This window comes from Polaribacter sargassicola (assembly GCF_021991835.1).
Lineage (GTDB): Bacteria > Bacteroidota > Bacteroidia > Flavobacteriales > Flavobacteriaceae > Polaribacter > Polaribacter sargassicola.
This window is the reverse complement of record NZ_JAHDAU010000002.1, coordinates 516,055-535,345: the sequence shown is the minus strand read 5'-3', so window position 1 is coordinate 535,345 and position 19,291 is coordinate 516,055. Positions and strand designations below refer to the sequence as shown.

The 19,291-nt window shown below is 30.1% G+C and carries 13 protein-coding genes; 12 read left to right on the top strand and 1 reads right to left on the bottom strand.

From position 1 onward, the window contains the following. Positions 1-14 precede the first annotated feature (14 nt). Both KI686_RS05545 and KI686_RS05540 read left to right on the top strand, forming a co-directional pair. Positions 15-515: a hypothetical protein gene (locus tag KI686_RS05545; protein ID WP_237588271.1), complete on the top strand. Its 501-nt coding sequence runs from the start codon at positions 15-17 to the stop codon at positions 513-515. Between the two features lie 14 nt (positions 516-529). Further along, positions 530-1,531, top strand: coding sequence for a DUF6588 family protein (locus tag KI686_RS05540; RefSeq protein WP_237588270.1), 1,002 nt, complete (start codon positions 530-532; stop codon positions 1,529-1,531). A gap of 72 nt (positions 1,532-1,603) precedes the next feature. Here the strand turns inward: KI686_RS05540 and gyrB are convergent, their stop codons facing one another. After that, the gene (gyrB, locus tag KI686_RS05535; protein WP_237588269.1) at positions 1,604-3,541 is read right to left on the bottom strand and encodes a DNA topoisomerase (ATP-hydrolyzing) subunit B; all 1,938 of its coding nucleotides are present in this window, start codon (positions 3,539-3,541) and stop codon (positions 1,604-1,606) included. A gap of 373 nt (positions 3,542-3,914) precedes the next feature. Between gyrB and KI686_RS05530 the strand changes: the two genes are divergently transcribed. The 10 genes from KI686_RS05530 to trpC all read left to right on the top strand — a co-directional run bounded on the left by KI686_RS05530 (position 3,915) and on the right by trpC (position 19,267). Then, positions 3,915-5,183, top strand: coding sequence for a porin (locus KI686_RS05530; protein ID WP_237588268.1), 1,269 nt, complete (start codon positions 3,915-3,917; stop codon positions 5,181-5,183). A 168-nt stretch (positions 5,184-5,351) separates the two neighbouring features. After that, the gene (locus KI686_RS05525) at positions 5,352-7,856 is read left to right on the top strand and encodes a TonB-dependent receptor (protein ID WP_237588267.1); all 2,505 of its coding nucleotides are present in this window, start codon (positions 5,352-5,354) and stop codon (positions 7,854-7,856) included. A gap of 81 nt (positions 7,857-7,937) precedes the next feature. Continuing rightward, positions 7,938-9,707, top strand: a complete 1,770-nt coding sequence (locus KI686_RS05520) for a glycerophosphodiester phosphodiesterase family protein (RefSeq protein WP_237588266.1) — start codon at positions 7,938-7,940, stop codon at positions 9,705-9,707. A gap of 302 nt (positions 9,708-10,009) precedes the next feature. Continuing rightward, positions 10,010-10,279: an Asp-tRNA(Asn)/Glu-tRNA(Gln) amidotransferase subunit GatC gene (locus KI686_RS05515; protein ID WP_237588265.1), complete on the top strand. Its 270-nt coding sequence runs from the start codon at positions 10,010-10,012 to the stop codon at positions 10,277-10,279. A 1-nt stretch (position 10,280) separates the two neighbouring features. Further along, on the top strand, positions 10,281-11,681 hold the full coding sequence (locus tag KI686_RS05510; protein ID WP_237588264.1) for an amidase family protein: 1,401 nt from the start codon (positions 10,281-10,283) through the stop codon (positions 11,679-11,681). After that, positions 11,681-15,010, top strand: a complete 3,330-nt coding sequence (gene gatB/aspS / locus KI686_RS05505; protein ID WP_237588263.1) for a bifunctional amidotransferase subunit GatB/aspartate--tRNA ligase AspS — start codon at positions 11,681-11,683, stop codon at positions 15,008-15,010. The genes KI686_RS05510 and gatB/aspS overlap by 1 nt, the downstream gene beginning before the upstream one ends. A gap of 281 nt (positions 15,011-15,291) precedes the next feature. After that, complete coding sequence (locus KI686_RS05500) at positions 15,292-16,683, top strand: anthranilate synthase component I family protein (protein ID WP_237588262.1); 1,392 nt, start codon at positions 15,292-15,294, stop codon at positions 16,681-16,683. An 85-nt stretch (positions 16,684-16,768) separates the two neighbouring features. Then, positions 16,769-17,344 carry an anthranilate synthase component II gene (locus KI686_RS05495; protein WP_237588261.1) on the top strand — a complete coding sequence of 192 codons (576 nt, stop codon included), beginning with the start codon at positions 16,769-16,771 and terminating at the stop codon, positions 17,342-17,344. Further along, positions 17,344-18,333: an anthranilate phosphoribosyltransferase gene (gene trpD, locus KI686_RS05490; RefSeq protein WP_237588260.1), complete on the top strand. Its 990-nt coding sequence runs from the start codon at positions 17,344-17,346 to the stop codon at positions 18,331-18,333. Before KI686_RS05495 ends, trpD begins: the two co-directional genes overlap by 1 nt. 145 nt (positions 18,334-18,478) lie before the next feature. Next, complete coding sequence (gene trpC, locus KI686_RS05485) at positions 18,479-19,267, top strand: indole-3-glycerol phosphate synthase TrpC (RefSeq protein ID WP_237588259.1); 789 nt, start codon at positions 18,479-18,481, stop codon at positions 19,265-19,267. Positions 19,268-19,291 lie beyond the last annotated feature (24 nt).

Genomic DNA, 19,291 nt, shown 5'->3' with positions numbered 1-19,291 from the left:
AAAACCAAAATGTAATGAAAAAAATTAAAGTTATGAAAGCCGTATTATTACTTTGTGCAGTATTTGCATTTAGTAGTTGTGAGGAAAATGGAGAAATACAATTTATTATTAAAGATGATTTTGATGCTGTTTTATTAGTGAAAGGAGCAAAAGATCAAACATCTTTTTCGTTAGACAGTTCAGTAAATATTTCTGATTTATTAGCTAATTCAAGTGAATTTGTTTATGCAGATGTAGAGTCTGTTACTTTACAATTAGTAGATTATTCTGGTGAGAGTATAGATGGTACGATAGAAGTTTTAATTGATGGAAATACTACTATTCTTAATGAAAGTGTAAGTTTATCAGAAACACCAACAGATCCAATCATTATACCAGAAGAGGTTAGTAATATTATGGATGTTATTAGTTCAGAAACTTTTCCAATTACTGTAAATACTTCTTCGGATGAGCCTATAGAAGACGATGATTTTTCTATAAAATTAACATTTGTTGTAAAAGCAACAGTAGAATAAAAAACGAAAAAAGGATGAAAAAAATAATAGCATTTATATTCGTATTTAGTAGTATTGTTTCTTCTGCACAGGTTGATTTAGAATCAGTTTTAGAAGGAGGTGTAGCAGATGCTCAAACACTTTTACATGGTTATGTAAAACCATTTTCAACTGGTTTTGGAAACGGAATTAATGGAGGATGGTATACTACTGCAAAAGCGCACAAGTTTTTAGGAATTGATATTTCTGTTATAGCAAATGGAGCATTAGTACCACAAAATGATGAGACTTTTACTTTTAATAATGCAGATTATAAGAACATTAAATTAGATGATGAGAGTCTTTCATCTGCAGATATACCAACTTTATTTGGGTCGCAAGAATTAGAAGATAGACCGTTATTAAAATTTACAGATGATATTGGAGACTCTGTGTCTACTTCTGCATTACCTGGTTCTGGTTTAAAAGAAGCAATTGGGTATAATGTTGTGCCTTCAGCAATGATTCAAGCAGGTATTGGGCTTTTTAAGAAAACAGATTTAATTGTAAGATTTGTTCCAGAGCAATCAGCAGATGAGTATGAGTTTTCTACATTTGGTATTGGTGTTAAGCATGATTTAAAACAATGGATTCCTTTTGTAAAGAAATTGCCTTTTGATTTTTCTGCTATAGTTGCTTGGAATGATATAAAATCTAAGTTTTATATAGATCCAGATGATAATCCTACACAAGCATTAGAGTTTAATACAAAAACTTTTATGTTTCAATTATTAGCATCTAAAAAACTTTCAATTTTTACAATTTATGGAGGTGTAGGTACAACTTCTTATGAAACAGATGTAAATGTGTTAGGTACATATGAGACTACTTCTTCTGGAGAACAATATATAGATCCTGTACAGTTAGATTATGAAGGGAATTCTTTTAGAACTAATTTAGGTTTGAGTATGGATTTATGGGTTTTAAATATTGCAGCAGAATATGCTGTACAAGAGTACGATGTGGTTTCTGTTAGAATAGGTTTTAGTATTAGATAACCAAATAATAGATAAAATAAAAAAGGTGTATGATTTTTTTTCATACACCTTTTTTTATTGATTAAGAATTAATTATGCATCTATATTAGCGTATTTTGCATTCTTTTCTATAAAATCTCTACGTGGTGGTACTTCATCTCCCATTAACATAGAGAAAACTCTGTCTGCTTCTGTAGCGCTATCAATAACTACTTTACGTAGTGTTCTGTATTCTGGGTTCATTGTAGTGTCCCAAAGTTGTTCTGCGTTCATCTCTCCAAGACCTTTATAACGTTGAATGTTTACAGAACCTCCCATTTTTTGAGCAATTAAATCTCGTTGATTATCGTCCCAAGCATATTCTCTTTTTTGTCCTTTCTTAACTAAGTATAAAGGAGGTGTTGCAATGTAAATATATCCTTGCTCTACCATTTCTCTCATATATCTAAAGAAGAAAGTTAAAATTAAAGTAGCAATATGCGAACCATCTACATCGGCATCACACATAATAACTACTTTGTGGTAACGTATTTTAGATAAGTTTAAAGCTCTTGGGTCTTCTTCTGTTCCAATAGAGACTCCTAAAGCTGTAAAAATATTTTTGATTTCTTCGTTTTCAAAAACTTTGTGTTGCATTGCTTTTTCTACATTCAATATTTTTCCACGTAGTGGTAAAATTGCTTGAAAGTTTCTGTCTCTACCTTGTTTTGCTGTTCCTCCTGCAGAATCTCCCTCAACTAAGAAAATTTCGCATTGTTCTGGGTCTGTTTCAGAACAGTCAGATAATTTACCAGGTAAACCACCAATACTCATTACAGTTTTACGTTGTACCATTTCTCTGGCTTTACGTGCTGCATGACGAGCGGTTGCTGCTAAAATTACTTTTTGTACAATGGTTTTAGCATCATTAGGGTTTTCTTCTAAGTAGTCTGCTAACATCTCTGATACAGCTTGAGATACTGCAGAGGTAACTTCTCTGTTTCCTAACTTTGTTTTTGTTTGCCCTTCAAATTGTGGTTCAGAAACTTTTACAGATACAATTGCTGTTAATCCTTCTCTAAAATCATCACCAGCAATTTCGAATTTTACATTTTTAAGTAATCCAGATTCATCAGCATATTTTTTTAATGTGCTTGTTAAACCTCTTCTAAAACCAGATAAATGTGTTCCTCCTTCGTGCGTGTTAATGTTGTTTACATAAGAGTGTAAATTTTCTGCATAAGAAGTATTATAAACCATGGCAACTTCTACCGGAATTCCATTTTTTTCTCCTTCCATAGAAATTACAGAAGCAGTTAGTTGCTCTCTTGTAGAATCTAAATATTTTATAAATTCTGGTAAACCTTCATTAGAATGAAAAGTTTCTGTAATAAAGTTACCTTCATCATCAGTTGTTCTTCTGTCGGTTAAAGAAATTGTAATTCCTTTATTTAAATAAGCTAACTCACGTAAACGAGTTGCTAATGTTTCGTAATTATATTCTGTAGATTGTTGAAAAATAGATTTGTCTGGTAAAAAAGTAACAATTGTACCTGTGTAATCTGTTTCTCCTATTGTTTTAACAGGATATAAAGCTTTACCTCTTTCGTATTCTTGCTGCCAAATTTTACCTTCTTTGTGTACTGTTGCCGTTAAATGGTCTGATAGTGCGTTAACACAACTTACACCAACACCGTGTAAACCACCAGAAACTTTATAAGAATCTTTGTCAAATTTACCTCCGGCACCAATTTTTGTCATTACAACTTGTAGTGCAGAAACGCCTTCTTTTTTATGAATTCCAACAGGAATACCACGTCCATTATCTTTAGTGGTAATAGAATTATCTTCGTTAATAGTAACATCAATAGTATCACAATGGCCACCCATTGCTTCGTCAATAGAGTTGTCTACAACTTCGTAAACTAAGTGGTGTAAACCACGTATACCTACATCTCCAATATACATAGACGGACGCATTCTAACATGCTCCATTCCTTCTAAAGCCTGAATACTATCAGCAGAATAATTATGTTTTTTTTCTTCGCTCATTATTGTAAATAAGTTTTCTAGTTTTTAATATCTATTGTAAAAAATACAACCTATCAAATATAGGTAAAAACCTAGGTTTAAAAATGAATTTGTTTAAAAAAAACAAAAATGTTAAAAACTCTAAAAGTGTCTTAAATCGACTAAAAATAGCTTTATTTTTAAAAATAGAAGTTTTACTGTTTGTCTCTAGCAAAAAAAGTGATAAAATTGCTTAATTGTAAAATTTTGAGTTTTATTTTTATCAAAAAAACGACTAAAAATGTCTGTTTTGTTTTCTTAAGTTAAAAAAGTATGTAAACAAATATGATGTTTGTCACTTCTTGTAAAATTATATATCTATAATTTTGTTTTTCATTTAAAGAATAGAATAGCAATGAAATTAATGCAAAATTTATTTAAAAAGTGTTTAATAGTTACCTTTTTGTTTTCTTCTTATTTTTTTTACGGACAAGAAAAGGAAAAGTTTAAGCCTACGTTAAAATGGAACATCACTTCTCAGTTTTGGTTGCGTTATTCTAGCTTAAACGAAGGTTCTTTAATTAATGGAGAAGCTACTAATAGTTATGCAGATGTTTCTATGAGGCGTTTAAGAATACCAATAACATCTCAAGTAACACCAAAATTATATTTCTATTCTATTTTTGGTGGAAATAATTATAATTACCAAGATGGAAGTTTTCCTGTAGAAATTTTAGATTTATACGCAGAATATGCTTTTGATAAAAAGTTAGAAGTAGGTTTTGGTAAATCTGGTTGGCAAGGTTTAAGTAGGTATAATGTGCGTTCTAGTAAATCTTTAATGGGTTTAGATTCTCCTTTATTTGTTTTAACAACCGTTAATAAAAACGACCATATTGGGCGTTTGTTAAGTGTTTGGGTAAAAGGGCAAGTTAATAAATTTGATTATAGAGTTACTTTTAGTAGACCAACTTTAGTAACTTCTGTACCAAGTGGTAAGGTAGATTTTGCAAATAATAGACCTAGAGTTCGAACATCATCTTATATTAATTATCAGTTTTTTGAAATGGAATCTAATAAATCAGCTTATTTGGCAGGTTCTTATATGCAAACTAAAAAAGTGTTTAATATAGGAGCAGGTTTTCAGTTTCAAGAAAAAGCAATGAGTGATGATGATGCTTTATTAGCGGGGACAAATTTATATGATATGAAACATTGGGCTATAGATTCGTTTTTAAATTTGCCCTTAAATAATGATGCAGCTATTACTGCGTATTTAGGTTTTTTTGATTATGATTATGGTAAAGATTACGTTAGAAATGTAGGAGCTAATAATCCTGCAACAAGTGGTGGGAATGATTTTAATGGATCTGGAGTTGCGTTTCCGATGATTGGTACTGGTACAACTTGGTATACACAATTGGGTTATGCATTTAAAAAGGCTAAAATTTTAAATTATCCAATAGTTGTGCAACCAAATGTTGCAATTCAAACCTCTAATTTTGATGCGTTAGTAGATCAAATGACAGTTTATGATTTTACACTAAACTTTTTATTAGACGGTGGGCATGCAAGAAAACTTAGTTTAGGTTATCAACATCGTCCAATTTTTGATGCATTAATACTTAAACAAAAAGAATACAAAGGTATGCTTGTTTTGCAATATCAAGTGTCTTTATTTTAATGTCAATAATTAGTTATGTAAAAAGAGTAAATATTATTTTATTGTAAATTATTAGAAAAAAAATGATACAAAATGTTGCAAAATGTAACATTAGTATCATTTTTAGTTAATAAAAAGGTTGTTTTTCTAAGATAAATTCGCACTCTACTTAATTATAAATTATAAGAAATGCGATTTAAATTTTTACTTACTTTTCTAACACTTTTTAGTGTAATTAATATTAACGCTCAAAATAAAGGCGTTTTAAAAGGAACAATTACAACAGAACAAGGAGAGCCAATTATGGGTGCAAGTGTTCATGTTAAAAGTTTATCTATAGGAACAACTTCAGATATTGATGGAAGTTTTTTGTTAAAAGATATTGCAAGTGCTACTTATGTAGTAGAGGTGTCTTACATTGGTTATAATACAATAACTAAAAAAGTAGTAGTTGGTAATAATGAAACTATTCAGAATTTTGTTTTAAAAGAAAGCTCTTATTTATTAGAAGGTGTTGTAGTAACATCTCAAAAAAGAGAACAAAAAAATAAAGATGTACCAATTGCAATTACATCTTACGGAACAGATTTTTTAGAAAATCAAGGTACTTATGAGTATGATGCTTTATCAGAATATGTGCCAGGTTTTCAGGTGCAAATTCAGAGTGTAAATAATCCAGGAATTGTAGTAAGAGGTATTACAAGTGATAGTGGAGACTCTAGAGTAGAGCCAAGAGTATCTATTTTTCAAGACGGAGTTTCTATCAGTAAATCTAGAGGTTCTGTAGTAGAATTATATGATATTGAACGTGTAGAGGTTTTAAAAGGTCCACAAGGAACTTTATTTGGTAGAGGTGCTCAAATAGGTGCAATGCACATCATTCAAAACAAAGCAAAAAACGAAACTTCTGGTTCTGTAAAATTAGGTTATGGTAACTTTAATCAGTTTTTAGCAACAGGTCATTATAATGCACCATTAGTAGAAGATAAACTATTTTTTAGAGCTGCTGCAATCTATAATAAAAGAGATGGTTTTATAGAGAATCTTTCTGGTGGAGATTTAAACGGAAAAGAAACTGTTGCTTTTAGAACTTCGTTTAGATATTTGTTAAATGATGATACAACTTTAGATCTTATTGCAAACTGGCAACAAGATACACCTCCAGGAACTTCTTTTAAAAGTGGAACTTTTGCGCCTTTAGGAGGAGATTTAAATCCTAATACCTTTGCAGATTTAGAAAGAGGAGAAGAGTTAGGTTTGGATAGAACTGTTTGGGGAGTTACTGCAATTTTAAAACATGATTTTAACGATGTTTGGGATTTAACTTCTACAACAGCTTACAGAAAGTTTAATTCTGATGAAGCTTTTGATGCGGACGGAACTGCGGCTCCTGCTTTATTTTTTCATGAAATATCAAAAGGAGAACAATTTAGCCAAGAATTTAGATTCAATTTTGATAATGATGATAAATTTAGAGGTTTCTTTGGTGCAAATTTCTTTTATGAAAACGGTTCACAATATGTGCCTTGGGAGTATAATGAGCAAAGTGTAGCAATGATTTTCTTAAACCCTGCAGCTTTATTAGTTGGTGGTGTACCAACATTATTACCAAATTTACCAAATGATCCAGATACTTTTGGTCCGTTAGCAGGTGCTCCTTTAAATTCTTTTAATACAGAAGGAAATACTAATTTTGGTAAAAATTATTCTGGAGACGTTTTTGCAGATGCTTCTTATGATGTTACAGAAAAATTATCTTTTACATTAGGTTTAAGAGCAACGTTAGAAAATATAAATGCAGGTTATCAGGTAACAGATTCAGAAAATCCATCTGTTTTAGGATATTTAACAGGTAGCTTTCCTAACATATTGTTTGCATCAACAGGTGGCGAAAAAATAGAAGCAAGTGATAATTTTTTATCAGCAGTTGGACGTTTTGCTGTAAATTATGATGTAAGTGAAAATATTACATTATTCGGTACTACATCAAGAGGAAGAAGACCAAATGTTATTAATGTTACGGCAACAGAAACTAATATTTTGTCTGATGAAATTGTTTGGTCTTATGAAGTTGGAGCAAAGTCTTTATTTTTAAATAATACTTTACAATTTGATGTAAATGCATATATGTATGATTATTCTAATTTTCAAACAACAGTAAGTAAGTTTGAAGATGGTGTTTTAACGGTTACGCCAGAAGATAGTGGTAACGCAAGTTCTTTTGGTTTTGAAACAGCAATGCAATATGCTTTTACAAAAAACTCTAGCTTTTTTGCAAACTATGGTTATATAGATGCTTCTTTTGATGATGTAGATTCTAACGGAAATGAACAAGCTTTGGCAGGAAATACATTTAGATTAACTCCTAAACATTCTTTTTCTGCAGGATTTAATATCAATCCAGAAATTAATGAAAATTTAGATTTCTTTTTTAGACCAACATATACTTACAAATCTAAAGTGTTTTTTGAAGAAACAAACTTACCAGAAATTTCTCAAGACGGATATGGAATTTTAAACTTTAAAACAGGTTTAATTTTTAATAAAGATTATGAACTTACTTTCTTTATGAACAATGTTTTAGATAAAGAATTTATTGTAGATGCTGGTAATACAGGTGGTGCTTTTGGTATACCAACTTTTATTGCAGGTGCTCCTAGATTTTTTGGAGTACAAGTAAAAGCAAATTTTTAAAAAGAATTAAGTAAAATAGAAAAGCTATCTTAAGGTGTTTTAACAAACATTTTAGATAGCTTTTTTTAAAATATAATTATTATGCAAAAAACATTTTTAACTTCGCTTTTATTAATAGCCTTTAATTTTGCAATTTTAGGGCAAGAAGTAAAAACGATAATGACAATAGAAAGTATTGTAAATACAAAAGAAAATAGCAATAAGAACATTAAACCAAATAATGAAGCAAAAATTATTTGGGCAGAAGGTTTTAAGCAAAAACAGTCTGATATTGCATTTGTGTATTTACATGGTTTTGGCGCAAGTAGTAGAGAAGGAGAACCGGTTATGAGTCAGCTTTCTAAAAAATACAATGCCAATGTATATATGTCTCGATTAAAAGAACACGGTATTAATAGAGACGATAGTTTTAGCAAATTAACTCCAGAAAATTACATAGAAACAGCAAAAGAAGCTTTATCAATTGGTAAAATAATTGGTAAAAAAATAATTTTAGTAAGTACATCTACAGGTGGTACTTTAAGTTTAAAATTAGCATCAGAAGATAGTAGTGATATTTTAGGATTGGTTATGTATTCTCCTTTTATAGATCTTACAAATCCAGCTTTTAAGGCAATTGTTACGCCGCAAGGAAAAGCCGGATTTATACAGATGAATAATGGAAGCGAAATTATGAAACAAGAAAGACCAGAAGAAGAAGCTAAATTTTGGTCTACAATTTATCATATAGATGGTTACGAAGCATTGATAAAAATGGTAACTAAAAATATGAATCCAACTACTTTTTCTAAAGTTAAAGTACCTGCTTTTGTTGGGTATTATTATAAAAATGAAAAAGAACAAGACAAAGTTGTATCTGTGCCTGCAATTTTAAAAATGTTTGATGCTTTGGGAACTCCAGACGATAAAAAAGTAAAAGTAGCTTTTCCAGAAGCAGGAAATCATGTAATTGCTTGTGATATAAGATCTAATGACTGGCAAGGTGTTTATAATGAAACGGTAACTTTTATTGATGAAGTAATTTTAGAAAAACAACAAAAGTTTAATTTTGATTTACAAGGGCATAGAGGTGCAAGAGGTTTATCGCCAGAAAATACAATTCAAGCTTTTGATAAAGCCTTAGAGTTGGGTGTAAATACTTTAGAATTAGATGTGGTTATTAGTAAAGATAATAAAGTAGTTGTTTCTCATGAGCCTTGGTTAAATAACGAAGTTACTCTAGATGCTAAAGGAAATAAAATAACAAAAGAAGAAGCTTTGGCTTTTAATATGTATAAAAATAAATACAAAAAAATTAAAAGTTATGATGTGGGTTCTATCGGAAATCCTAAGTTTTTAGAGCAGAAAAAAGAAAAAGCTTACAAACCTTTAATGTCTGAAGTGATAGCTTTTGCAGAAGCAAAAAATGATGAAATTCGTTATAATATCGAAATTAAAAGTACACCAAATGATGAAAAAAACGGATTTCAACCTTCTGTAGCAGAATTTTCTGATCTTGTAATTGCAGAATTAAAAAAGGCAAAATTACCTTTAGAAAAAATTACCGTACAAAGTTTTGATCCTAGAGTTTTAGAATATATTCATAAAACATATCCAGAGTTTACTTTGGCGTTTTTAACATATCAAAACGATTTTGAAACAAACATGAAAATGTTAAGTTTTGTGCCTAAAATTTATAGTCCGTATTTTATTTTATTGAATAAAGAAGAGGTAAAAACGATTCAAAATAAGAATATGAAAGTAATTCCTTGGACAGTAAATAAAAAGGACGATATGGTAAAATTACTTAAAATGGGTGTAGATGGTATAATAACAGATTACCCAAATATAGCAATTCCTTTAAGAAACTAGTTTTTGTGGAAAATATATACTAACTAATCATTAAAGTTATTTGTTATTTCTGTTGATATTTTAAAATATCAATAAATTAATAGATATATATTAAAAATACTATAAAGTCTTTATAAAAACTTTAAAAAGAAGTTTTTATAAAATATATTCTATATATATTTGTCAGCAATAAAAGAAAAATGACAAACAACAATAACAATCGTAATTTCAATAATCCTAATTTTTAGGACGGAAGGTTGTTGTTTAGAAATATATAAAGCCTTCCGAATTTCGGAAGGCTTTTTTAATTTAAAAATTAAGAGATGAGTAAAATGATGACAGTCGACGTTCTGTCGAGTATTAAAGGAGCAAAAGAGTCTGAAACTGTAAGTAAGTTGTTCGATGTAATTAAAAATGCAAATACATCAAATAATAATTCTTTTAATATCAATCATAAAAATGCTGTCTCTTTAGATGATTTAAGAGAAGATGTTGTTGTTGATAGTCCGCAAATAGAAAAGGATATTATCAAAGAAAATTTTCCGAAACAGAAAAATGGGTTTTTAGTAGTTTCTAAAGTGATAGAAGAATAATATGGAATCGCAAATACATAAAATTCATCAACAATTGGTGAACAAAGAAATTTCTTGTACAGCATTAGTACAAGAAAAATTAGAATTATTAAAACAGAATACACACAATACTGTTAATTCACTTTTAGATACTAAGGCTTTAGAATTAGCTCAAAAAGTTGATGCTAAAATTGCAAATGGAGAAGAAATTGGTTTGTTAGAAGGAATTCCGTTTGGAATAAAAGATGTGTACATGGTACAAGGAACTTACACTACAGCAAGTTCAGATTTATTAAAAAAATACAAATCATCTTATACAGCAACTGCTATTCAAAAATTATTAGATGCAGGTGCAATTCCGTTAGTAAAAGAAAATTGCGATTCTTTTGGTCATGGTTCATCATCAGAAAACACCATTTTTGGAGCTGTAAAAAATGCAGTGAATCCAAATTTAGTTGGTGGAGGTTCTAGTGGAGGTTCTGCAGTAAATGTTGCTAAAGATTATACGGTTTTTTCTATTGGTGGAGATACCGGAGGTTCTATTCGTCAGCCAGCAGGTTACAACAATGTGTACGGATTAAAACCAACTTACGGAAGAATTTCTCGTTACGGAATTATGGCTTACGCATCATCTACAGATTGTGTTGGGCCAATTGCAAAATCAATAGAAGATATTAGAATTGTTTTAAATGTAATGAGTGGTAAAGATGTAAAAGATCAAACTACGTATGCATCAGAAACAATATCAGAAGAAGCTGTTTTAAATGCTGATGAAATAAAAACCGTTGGATATTTTAAAAACTTTATAGAAAATGATGCTATTGATGCCCAAGTAAAAGCAGATTTTTTAGCATCAATAGAAAAAATTAAAGCCAAAGGAATTGAAGTAAAAGAATTAGATTTCTTTGAATCGGATACGTTAGTTTCTACATATTACACATTGGCAATGGCAGAAACGGCCTCTAATTTATCTAGATTAGATGGTACAAATTATGGTAATAGAATAGAAGGCGATAATTTAAAAGATACCTACTCTATTACACGTTCTGATAATTTTTCTGAAGAAACAAAACGTAGAATTGTTGGTGGAAATCAAGTGTTGTCACAAGGTTTTTCTGATGAAATTTATTTAAAAGGATTAAATTTAAGAGATCAGATTTCTGAAAATTTTGAAAAAGATTTTAAAGAAGTTGCTATAATTTTATCACCAGTAACACCACAAACACCACCAAAAATTGGAGATAGTTTAAAAGACCCGTTAGCAATGTATTTGTCAGACGCTTATACGGTTGGTTTTAGTTTAGGTCAGTTACCAACTTTAACCATACCAAAAGGAACTGAAACAGGATTGCAAATTACCGCAGCAAAAAATAATGACGAACTTGTTTTGAAGTTTGCTAACTTCTTAAAAGATACGATATAATGGAATTGGAACAATTAAATAAGTTGATTGAAAAGCACGATTTAGAGTTAGTAATCGGTTTAGAAACACACGTTCGATTAAATACAAAAACTAAGTTATTCTGTTCTTGTGCAAATCAAGAAGTAGAAGAACCAAATAAAAATATTTGTTCTGTTTGTACAGGACAAATGGGAGTTTTACCATCTATAAATAAAGAAGCAATTACAAAAGCAATTTATTTTGGAAAAGCAGTAAAATCTACTTTTAACAATGAAGTAATTTCTTGGGATCGTAAACATTATGAGTACCCAGACAATCCAAAGAATATTCAAATTACGCAGTTTCATAATCCTGTAATTCCAGACGGACAAGTTTCTTGTTATAGAAATGATGGAAGCCAATTTACAGTAGAATTAACACAAGTACACATAGAGGAAGATGCTGCAAAATTAATGCACGAAAAGAAAGTTTCTTTAGTAGATTTTAATAAAGCAGGTGTACCTTTAATTGAAATTGTTACAGAACCATGTATTCGTAATATAGAAGATGCTTCTACGTATGCACAATACATTCAAAGAATTGTTCAGAATTTAAAAATCTCTGAAGCAAACTTAGAAAAAGGAGAGTTTAAAAGTGATGTTTCTGTTTCATTAAGAAAGAAAAATAGTAATAATTTAAACCCAAGAACAGAAATCAAAAACTTAAATTCTTTTAAGTTTATGGTAGATGCTTTAAAGGAAGAAATAGAAAAACAATTAAATTATTACATAGAAAATAACGCGTTTAGACCAGACCAAACAACGGTTTTATGGGATGCAGATTTAAAGCAAACCAAAACAATGCGTAAAAAAGAGTTTGAAGCAGATTATCGTTTTATTTCTGAACCAGATTTGCCTTTTGTTAGTATTAAAAATGTAGTAGAAAGCATAGATGTAAATGTAAGCTCTTTGCCTTTTGCAGTAGAATCTATTTTGATAGAAGGAGGCGTTTTACCTCAAGATGCAAAGTTTTTTACAGCAGATTCTTTACGTTCAGAAACATTTGTTGCTATTAATAATGTGGTTAAAGATCCGTCTTTTGTTGCAAAAACATTAACCAACAATATAAAACCAGAAGAATATTCTAGTATTGAAAATATTAAAGATTTAAGTACTATTTTCTCTTTATTAAAAGAGGATAAAGTAACCATTGTTTTAGCGCAAAATGCTATAAAATCGTTATTAGAAAATCCTAAATTTGACTATACAGCATATTTTAAAGCAAATACAATATCAGAATCTCAAATAGAAGATGCTATTGCAAAAGTTATTGAAGAAAACAAAGCAATTGCAAATGATATTAAAGCAGGAAACCAAGGTAAAGCAGGTATTTTAGTTGGTAAAGTAATTGCTATTATTGGTAAAGGAGCTTCTGGTAAAGTAATTAGAGAAGGAATTTTAAAAGCACTTTCTGGAGCAACAGAAAAAGTAGCTGAAGTTGAAGAAGCAAGTAAATCTACAACTAAAGAAAAGCAAAAAGCCAATAATAAAGAAGAAGAGTTAGCACAAGTTCCTATTGTTATAAAAGACGAATACAGAACACATAAAATATCAGATTTATCTGAAGCATCAATTAAAGAAGAGGTAACTTTATCTGGTTGGGTTGCAAGTGTTAGAGATCATGGAGAATTAATTTTTATTGATTTACGTGATTCTAGTTATCAAATTTTTCAGGTTCGTTTAAGTAGAGAAACATTTCCTAATTTAGATGAATTGGTAAAACTAAAACCAGAAACTGTTATTACTGTAAAAGGAATTGTTGTTAAAAGAAATGAAGATGATTACAATGCAGGTTTAAGAACTGGTAAATTAGAATTAGAAACATCTGCATTAGAAATTTTAAACCTATCTAAAACATTGCCTTTTGAAATAAAAAGAGCCATGAAAACGAATGAAACAACTCGTTTTCAGTATAAGTTTTTAGATCATAGAAATGATGAGGTTCGTAAAGCAATTGTAAACAGACACAGAGTAATTAAATTACTTAGAGATATTTTAGACGAAGAGGAATTTTTAGAAATAGAAACGCCAATTTTAACTGCTGGTACAGATGAAGGAGCAAGAGAATTTATTGTGCCAACAAGAAAACAAGCAGGTTCTTTTTACACATTACCACAAGCACCACAGCAGTTTAAGCAAATGTTAATGGTTGGTGGGTTTGAAAAATACTTTCAAATTGCACGTTGTTTTAGAGATGAAGATTCTCGTGGAGACAGACAGCCAGAGTTTACACAATTAGATATAGAAATGGCATACGCAAGTATGCAACAAATTATAGATTTAAACACAAAAATGTTTAATGAAGTAGTTAAAAAAATCTATGGTAAAAAATGGATTTTACGTCCGTTTGAAGTAATTACATATAAAGACGCAATGGATAAATATGGTTGTGATAGACCAGATTTACGTTATGGTTTGCAAATGCAAGACATTACAGAAATTGTAAAAGACACCACTTTTCAAGTTTTTAGCAAACCAATTGATGAAGGTGGAATTGTAAAGTGTATTAAAGTTTCTGCAGAAGAACAAGGTGGAAAAAGAATTTCTAAAGGTCAGATAGAGAGTTTAACAAGTATTGCTCAACAAAACGGTTTAGGTGGTTTGGCATATATTATTGTAAATGAAAACGATTTACAATCGCCAATTATTAAGTTTTTAGGAGAAGAAATTGCTGCAAATATTATAAAAGCAACAGACGCTCAAGTTGGAGATATTGTGTTTTTCTCTGCAGCAGATTATGCAACAGCAAATAAAGCATTAGATGCTGTTCGTCAAGAAATGGGACGTTTGTTAAAGTTGATAAATCCAAAGGAATTAAGACCAGCTTGGGTAATAGATTTTCCGATGTTTGAAAAAACGGATGAAGGAAGATGGACGTTTACACACAATCCTTTTTCTATGCCAGCCGTATATGATTTAGAAAAGCATATGAATGGTAAGGATGAAGAAATAGGAACTATTATTGCACAGCAATACGATTTAATCTTAAATGGTTACGAAATTGGTGGAGGTTCTGTACGTGCACACAAAGCAGAAATTTTAGAAGCAACCTATAAAAATATGGGTTACAATAAAGAAGAAATGATAAAAAGTGTTGGTACAATGTACAAAGCTTTTCAATACGGAGCACCACCGCATGGAGGAATTGCTTGGGGAGTAGACAGATTAATGATGATTTTAGAAAAGAAAGCTTCTATTAGAGAAGTTATGGCTTTCCCTAAAACAGGAACTTCTGAAGATTTATTATTTAATGCACCATCTATTTTATCTGATAAAAAAGTAGAAGAGATGAATGTAAAGATTATCAGATAATTTTTTGTATAAAGTTTGTTTAATCAAAAATCTATGTTATTTTTGTAACACAATTATGAAACACAATACAAACAATACTTGGTGGTGGAACTCTCTTATCTAATAAGTGAGAACTAAACCTGTATGTATATAATATATCAATCAAAGGCTTATCTCACGATAAGCCTTTTTTTTATGATGATTTTTTAATCATCTAAATTAAATAAAATAAATGTTCCCCTCGAGCGCAGTCGAGAGGTTAATAAAAAGTATCGACTGCGCTCGGTCAGACAAAAAGGAAGATGAAAAAAATACAATTTAAAACAATTTCTAAAACAAAAATGGCAGATACAGTTACTCCGGTAGGTTTGTATTTGCGTTTTAGAGATAGATATGCAAACACGCTACTTTTAGAAGGTTCAGATTATCATAGTAAAGACGAAAGTTATACGTTTATTGCTATAGATCCTATTATTTCTATTAAAGCAGAAAATCATCATTTAAGTTTTTCGCATAAAGGCGTTGAGTTAGAAAATAAAAAAATAGGAAGAGATTTTAATGAAATTTTTGAAAGCTACAGCAAAGCAATCGAATTAGATTGCCCGTCAGAGATAAAATCATTTAACGGTTTGTATGGTTACACAACCTATGATTCTGTTCAGTATTTCGAAAATTTAGATTTAAAAGTAAAAGAAGCACCTTCTGCAATTCCGTTACTACAATATAGTTTTTACAGATTTATTATTGCTATTAATCATTTTAATGATGAAATGGTTTTAATAGAGAATATTGAAGAAGGAAAGGAATCTTGTATTAAAGAAATTGAAACAATTATAGATGCACAAGCATTTAATACACAAAGTTTTGAAATTGTTGGAGAAGAAACTTCTAACGTAAAAGGAGAAGAATTTATAGAATACGTACGTAAAGCAAAAGCACACTGTAAAAGAGGAGACGTTTTTCAGTTGGTTTTATCACGCCAATTTCAACAAAAATTTAAAGGAGATGAATTTAATGTGTACAGAGCATTACGCTCTATAAATCCGTCGCCATATTTGTTCTTTTTCGATTACGGTTCTTTTAAATTGATGGGTTCATCACCAGAAGCACAAATTAAAGTGTCTGCAGGTAAAGCAACTATAAACCCAATTGCTGGTACTTTTAGAAGAACTGGAGATATGGCAAAAGACATTCAGTTAGGTAAAAAACTATCTGCAGATAAAAAAGAAACTGCAGAACATGTAATGTTGGTAGATTTAGCACGTAACGATTTAAGCAAACATGCAGATAATGTAGAAGTTGAGGTTTTTAAAGAGGTGCAGTATTTTAGCCATGTAATTCATTTAGTTTCTACAGTTTCTGGTCAATTAAAAGGAAATCCCATAGAAATTGTTGGAGATACTTTTCCGGCAGGTACGTTAAGTGGTGCACCAAAGTACAAAGCAATGCAATTAATAGATACATACGAAAATCAATCTAGAGGTTTTTATGGTGGTGCAGTAGGTATTATTGGTTTAGACGGTTCTGTTAATTTGGCAATTGCAATTCGTAGTTTTGTAAGTAAAAACAACGTTTTGTATTACCAAGCAGGCGCAGGAATTGTAATTCATTCCGACGAAGAAAAAGAATTACAAGAAGTAAATAATAAATTAGCAGCGTTAAAAAAAGCGTTGATTTTAGCAGAGAATATTTAGGGCGTTCGAGCGGGCTTTCCACTATATCTTTTTTCCGAAAAAGAAAAAAGGATGCCGTTTCAATCCCTAACGCAAATTGAGAAATATGAAAATATTAATTTTAGATAATTACGATTCGTTTACCTATAACTTGGTTCATATGGTAGAAAAAATTACAGGAAAATTTCCTGCAGTTTATAGAAATGATGAAATTAGCGTTGCAGATGTTGCAAATTACGATATGATTATGTTGTCTCCCGGACCAGGAATTCCAGATGAAGCAGGAATCTTAAAAGATGTAATTAAAACCTATGCAGGTGTAAAACCTATTTTTGGAGTTTGTTTAGGTTTGCAAGCAATTACAGAAGTTTTTGGTGGTAAAATCATCAATTTAAACGATGTTTTTCATGGAGTTGCTACAGAAATGAAAGTAACAGATAAAAATGCAACTATTTTTAAAGATGTTTCAGAAACATTTTTAGCAGCACGTTATCATTCTTGGGCAGCAACAGATAAAGGTTTTCCAGAAGAATTAAAAGTTACTGCAAGAGATGAAGACGGATTAATACAAGCAATAGAACATACTGTTTATCCAATTTCTGCAGTTCAGTTTCATCCAGAATCTATTTTAACAGATGTAGGAGAGCAATTAGTTACTAATTTTATCAATGCTAATTCGTAATGAAAGCAATTTTAAATAAATTATATAATCACGAAAGATTGTCTAAATCAGAAGCAACACAAATCTTAAAAGATATTGCTTCAGAAAAATATAATGATGCTCATTTAGCATCTTTTATGACAGTTTTTATGATGCGCCCAATTACTGTAGATGAATTGGCTGGTTTTAGAGATGCATTAAAAGAACTATCAATAAAAGTAGATCTATCTGATTACAATACTATAGATATTGTTGGTACTGGCGGAGACGGAAAAGACACGTTTAACATATCAACCCTAACATCATTTATTGTTGCTGGTACAGGACAAAAAGTAGCAAAACATGGTAACTATTCGGTGTCTTCTCAATCGGGTTCTTCAGACATGTTAGAAAGTTTTGGTTATAAATTTACAAATGATGAAAACGTTTTAAAAGAACATTTAGAAAAAGCAAATATTTGTTTTTTACATGCACCAAAATTTCATCCGGCAATGAAAGCTGTTGGGCCAACAAGAAAAGCTTTAGCTTTAAAAACATTTTTTAATATGTTGGGGCCTTTAGTAAATCCGAGTTCTCCAAAAAACCACATGTTAGGTACTTTTAATTTAGAAGTTGCACGTTTTTACAACTATATTTTACAAGAAGAAAATATCAATTACGGAATTATTCATGCTTTAGATGGATATGATGAAATTTCGTTAACAAGCGCATTTAAATTGTTTACTAAAAACGGAGAACAATTGATAAATCCAGAAGATTTAGGACAAAAAAGAATTCAACAATCAGAAATATTTGGAGGAAGTTCTGTAGCAGATGCAGCAAAAATTTTCAAATCTATTTTAGAAGGAAATGGAACCGAAGCGCAAAATAATGTTGTTTTAACAAATGCCGCTTTTGCATTAACTATTGTAGATGAAAATAAGTCTTTTGAAACCGCTTTTAATGAAGCAAAAGATTCATTATTTGGATTAAAAGCAAAGCAAACATTAGAAAAATTAGTAAGTATTTAAAGTGATAAAAAAGAAAAATAATTAACAATTACAGATTTAGAAATTACGACTGATAAAAAAGAATAACATTATTCAAATCAAAAGCCATAATTTTGCATAGAAACATAAAATCCTAATTCTTAATTTAGAATTCATAATTATTTATATGACAATTTTAGATAAAATAATCGCATTTAAAAAGAAGGAAGTTGCAAAGATAAAAGCAGAGGTTCCTGTAAAGAAATTAGTAGAAAGTCCTAGTTTTGGTAGAACTACATTTTCGTTAAAAAAATCTTTATTAGAAGTAGGTTCTACAGGAATTATAGCAGAATATAAACGCCAATCTCCATCAAAAGGAATTATAAATGATAAAGCAACTATAGCAGAAGTAACTAATGGATATTTAGATGCAAATGTTGCGGCACAATCTATTTTAACCGATACTTCATTTTTTGGAGGAACAATGGCAGATTTAATGGAGGCGAGAGTAATTAATCAACAAAAACCAATCTTAAGAAAAGATTTTATTGTTGATGGATTTCAAATTGTAGAAGCAAAAGCAATTGGTGCAGATGTAATTTTATTAATAGCATCTTGTTTAACAGCAACAGAATTAAAAAACTACGGAAACTTAGCAGTAGATTTAGGTTTAGAGGTTTTATATGAAGTGCATACGCAAGAAGATTTAGATAAAATTAGCGATTTAGACAATAAAATTATCGGAATTAATAACAGAAATTTAAAAACTTTTGAGGTTGATTTAGAGCATTCTATAAAATTAGCAAGTAAAATACCAGATACGTGTATTAAAGTTTCTGAAAGCGGAATTTCTGATCCAAAAATTATTACAGGTTTAAAAGAGTTTGGTTTTCAAGGTTTTTTAATTGGAGAAAATTTTATGAAAACAGACAATCCAGGAGAAGCTTGTCAAGATTTTATCAATCAAATTAGATAGTTATGTCAGTTCGAGTGAATTTTG

Coding starts and splice junctions, on each gene's coding strand:
- KI686_RS05510 (WP_237588264.1), top strand. CDS start 10,281: ATGGAATCGCAAATACATAAAATTCATCAACAATTGGTGAACAAAGAA.
- gyrB (WP_237588269.1), bottom strand. CDS start 3,541: ATGAGCGAAGAAAAAAAACATAATTATTCTGCTGATAGTATTCAGGCT.
- trpD (WP_237588260.1), top strand. CDS start 17,344: ATGAAAGCAATTTTAAATAAATTATATAATCACGAAAGATTGTCTAAA.
- KI686_RS05540 (WP_237588270.1), top strand. CDS start 530: ATGAAAAAAATAATAGCATTTATATTCGTATTTAGTAGTATTGTTTCT.
- KI686_RS05520 (WP_237588266.1), top strand. CDS start 7,938: ATGCAAAAAACATTTTTAACTTCGCTTTTATTAATAGCCTTTAATTTT.
- KI686_RS05515 (WP_237588265.1), top strand. CDS start 10,010: ATGAGTAAAATGATGACAGTCGACGTTCTGTCGAGTATTAAAGGAGCA.
- KI686_RS05495 (WP_237588261.1), top strand. CDS start 16,769: ATGAAAATATTAATTTTAGATAATTACGATTCGTTTACCTATAACTTG.
- KI686_RS05500 (WP_237588262.1), top strand. CDS start 15,292: ATGAAAAAAATACAATTTAAAACAATTTCTAAAACAAAAATGGCAGAT.
- KI686_RS05530 (WP_237588268.1), top strand. CDS start 3,915: ATGAAATTAATGCAAAATTTATTTAAAAAGTGTTTAATAGTTACCTTT.
- gatB/aspS (WP_237588263.1), top strand. CDS start 11,681: ATGGAATTGGAACAATTAAATAAGTTGATTGAAAAGCACGATTTAGAG.
- KI686_RS05545 (WP_237588271.1), top strand. CDS start 15: ATGAAAAAAATTAAAGTTATGAAAGCCGTATTATTACTTTGTGCAGTA.
- trpC (WP_237588259.1), top strand. CDS start 18,479: ATGACAATTTTAGATAAAATAATCGCATTTAAAAAGAAGGAAGTTGCA.
- KI686_RS05525 (WP_237588267.1), top strand. CDS start 5,352: ATGCGATTTAAATTTTTACTTACTTTTCTAACACTTTTTAGTGTAATT.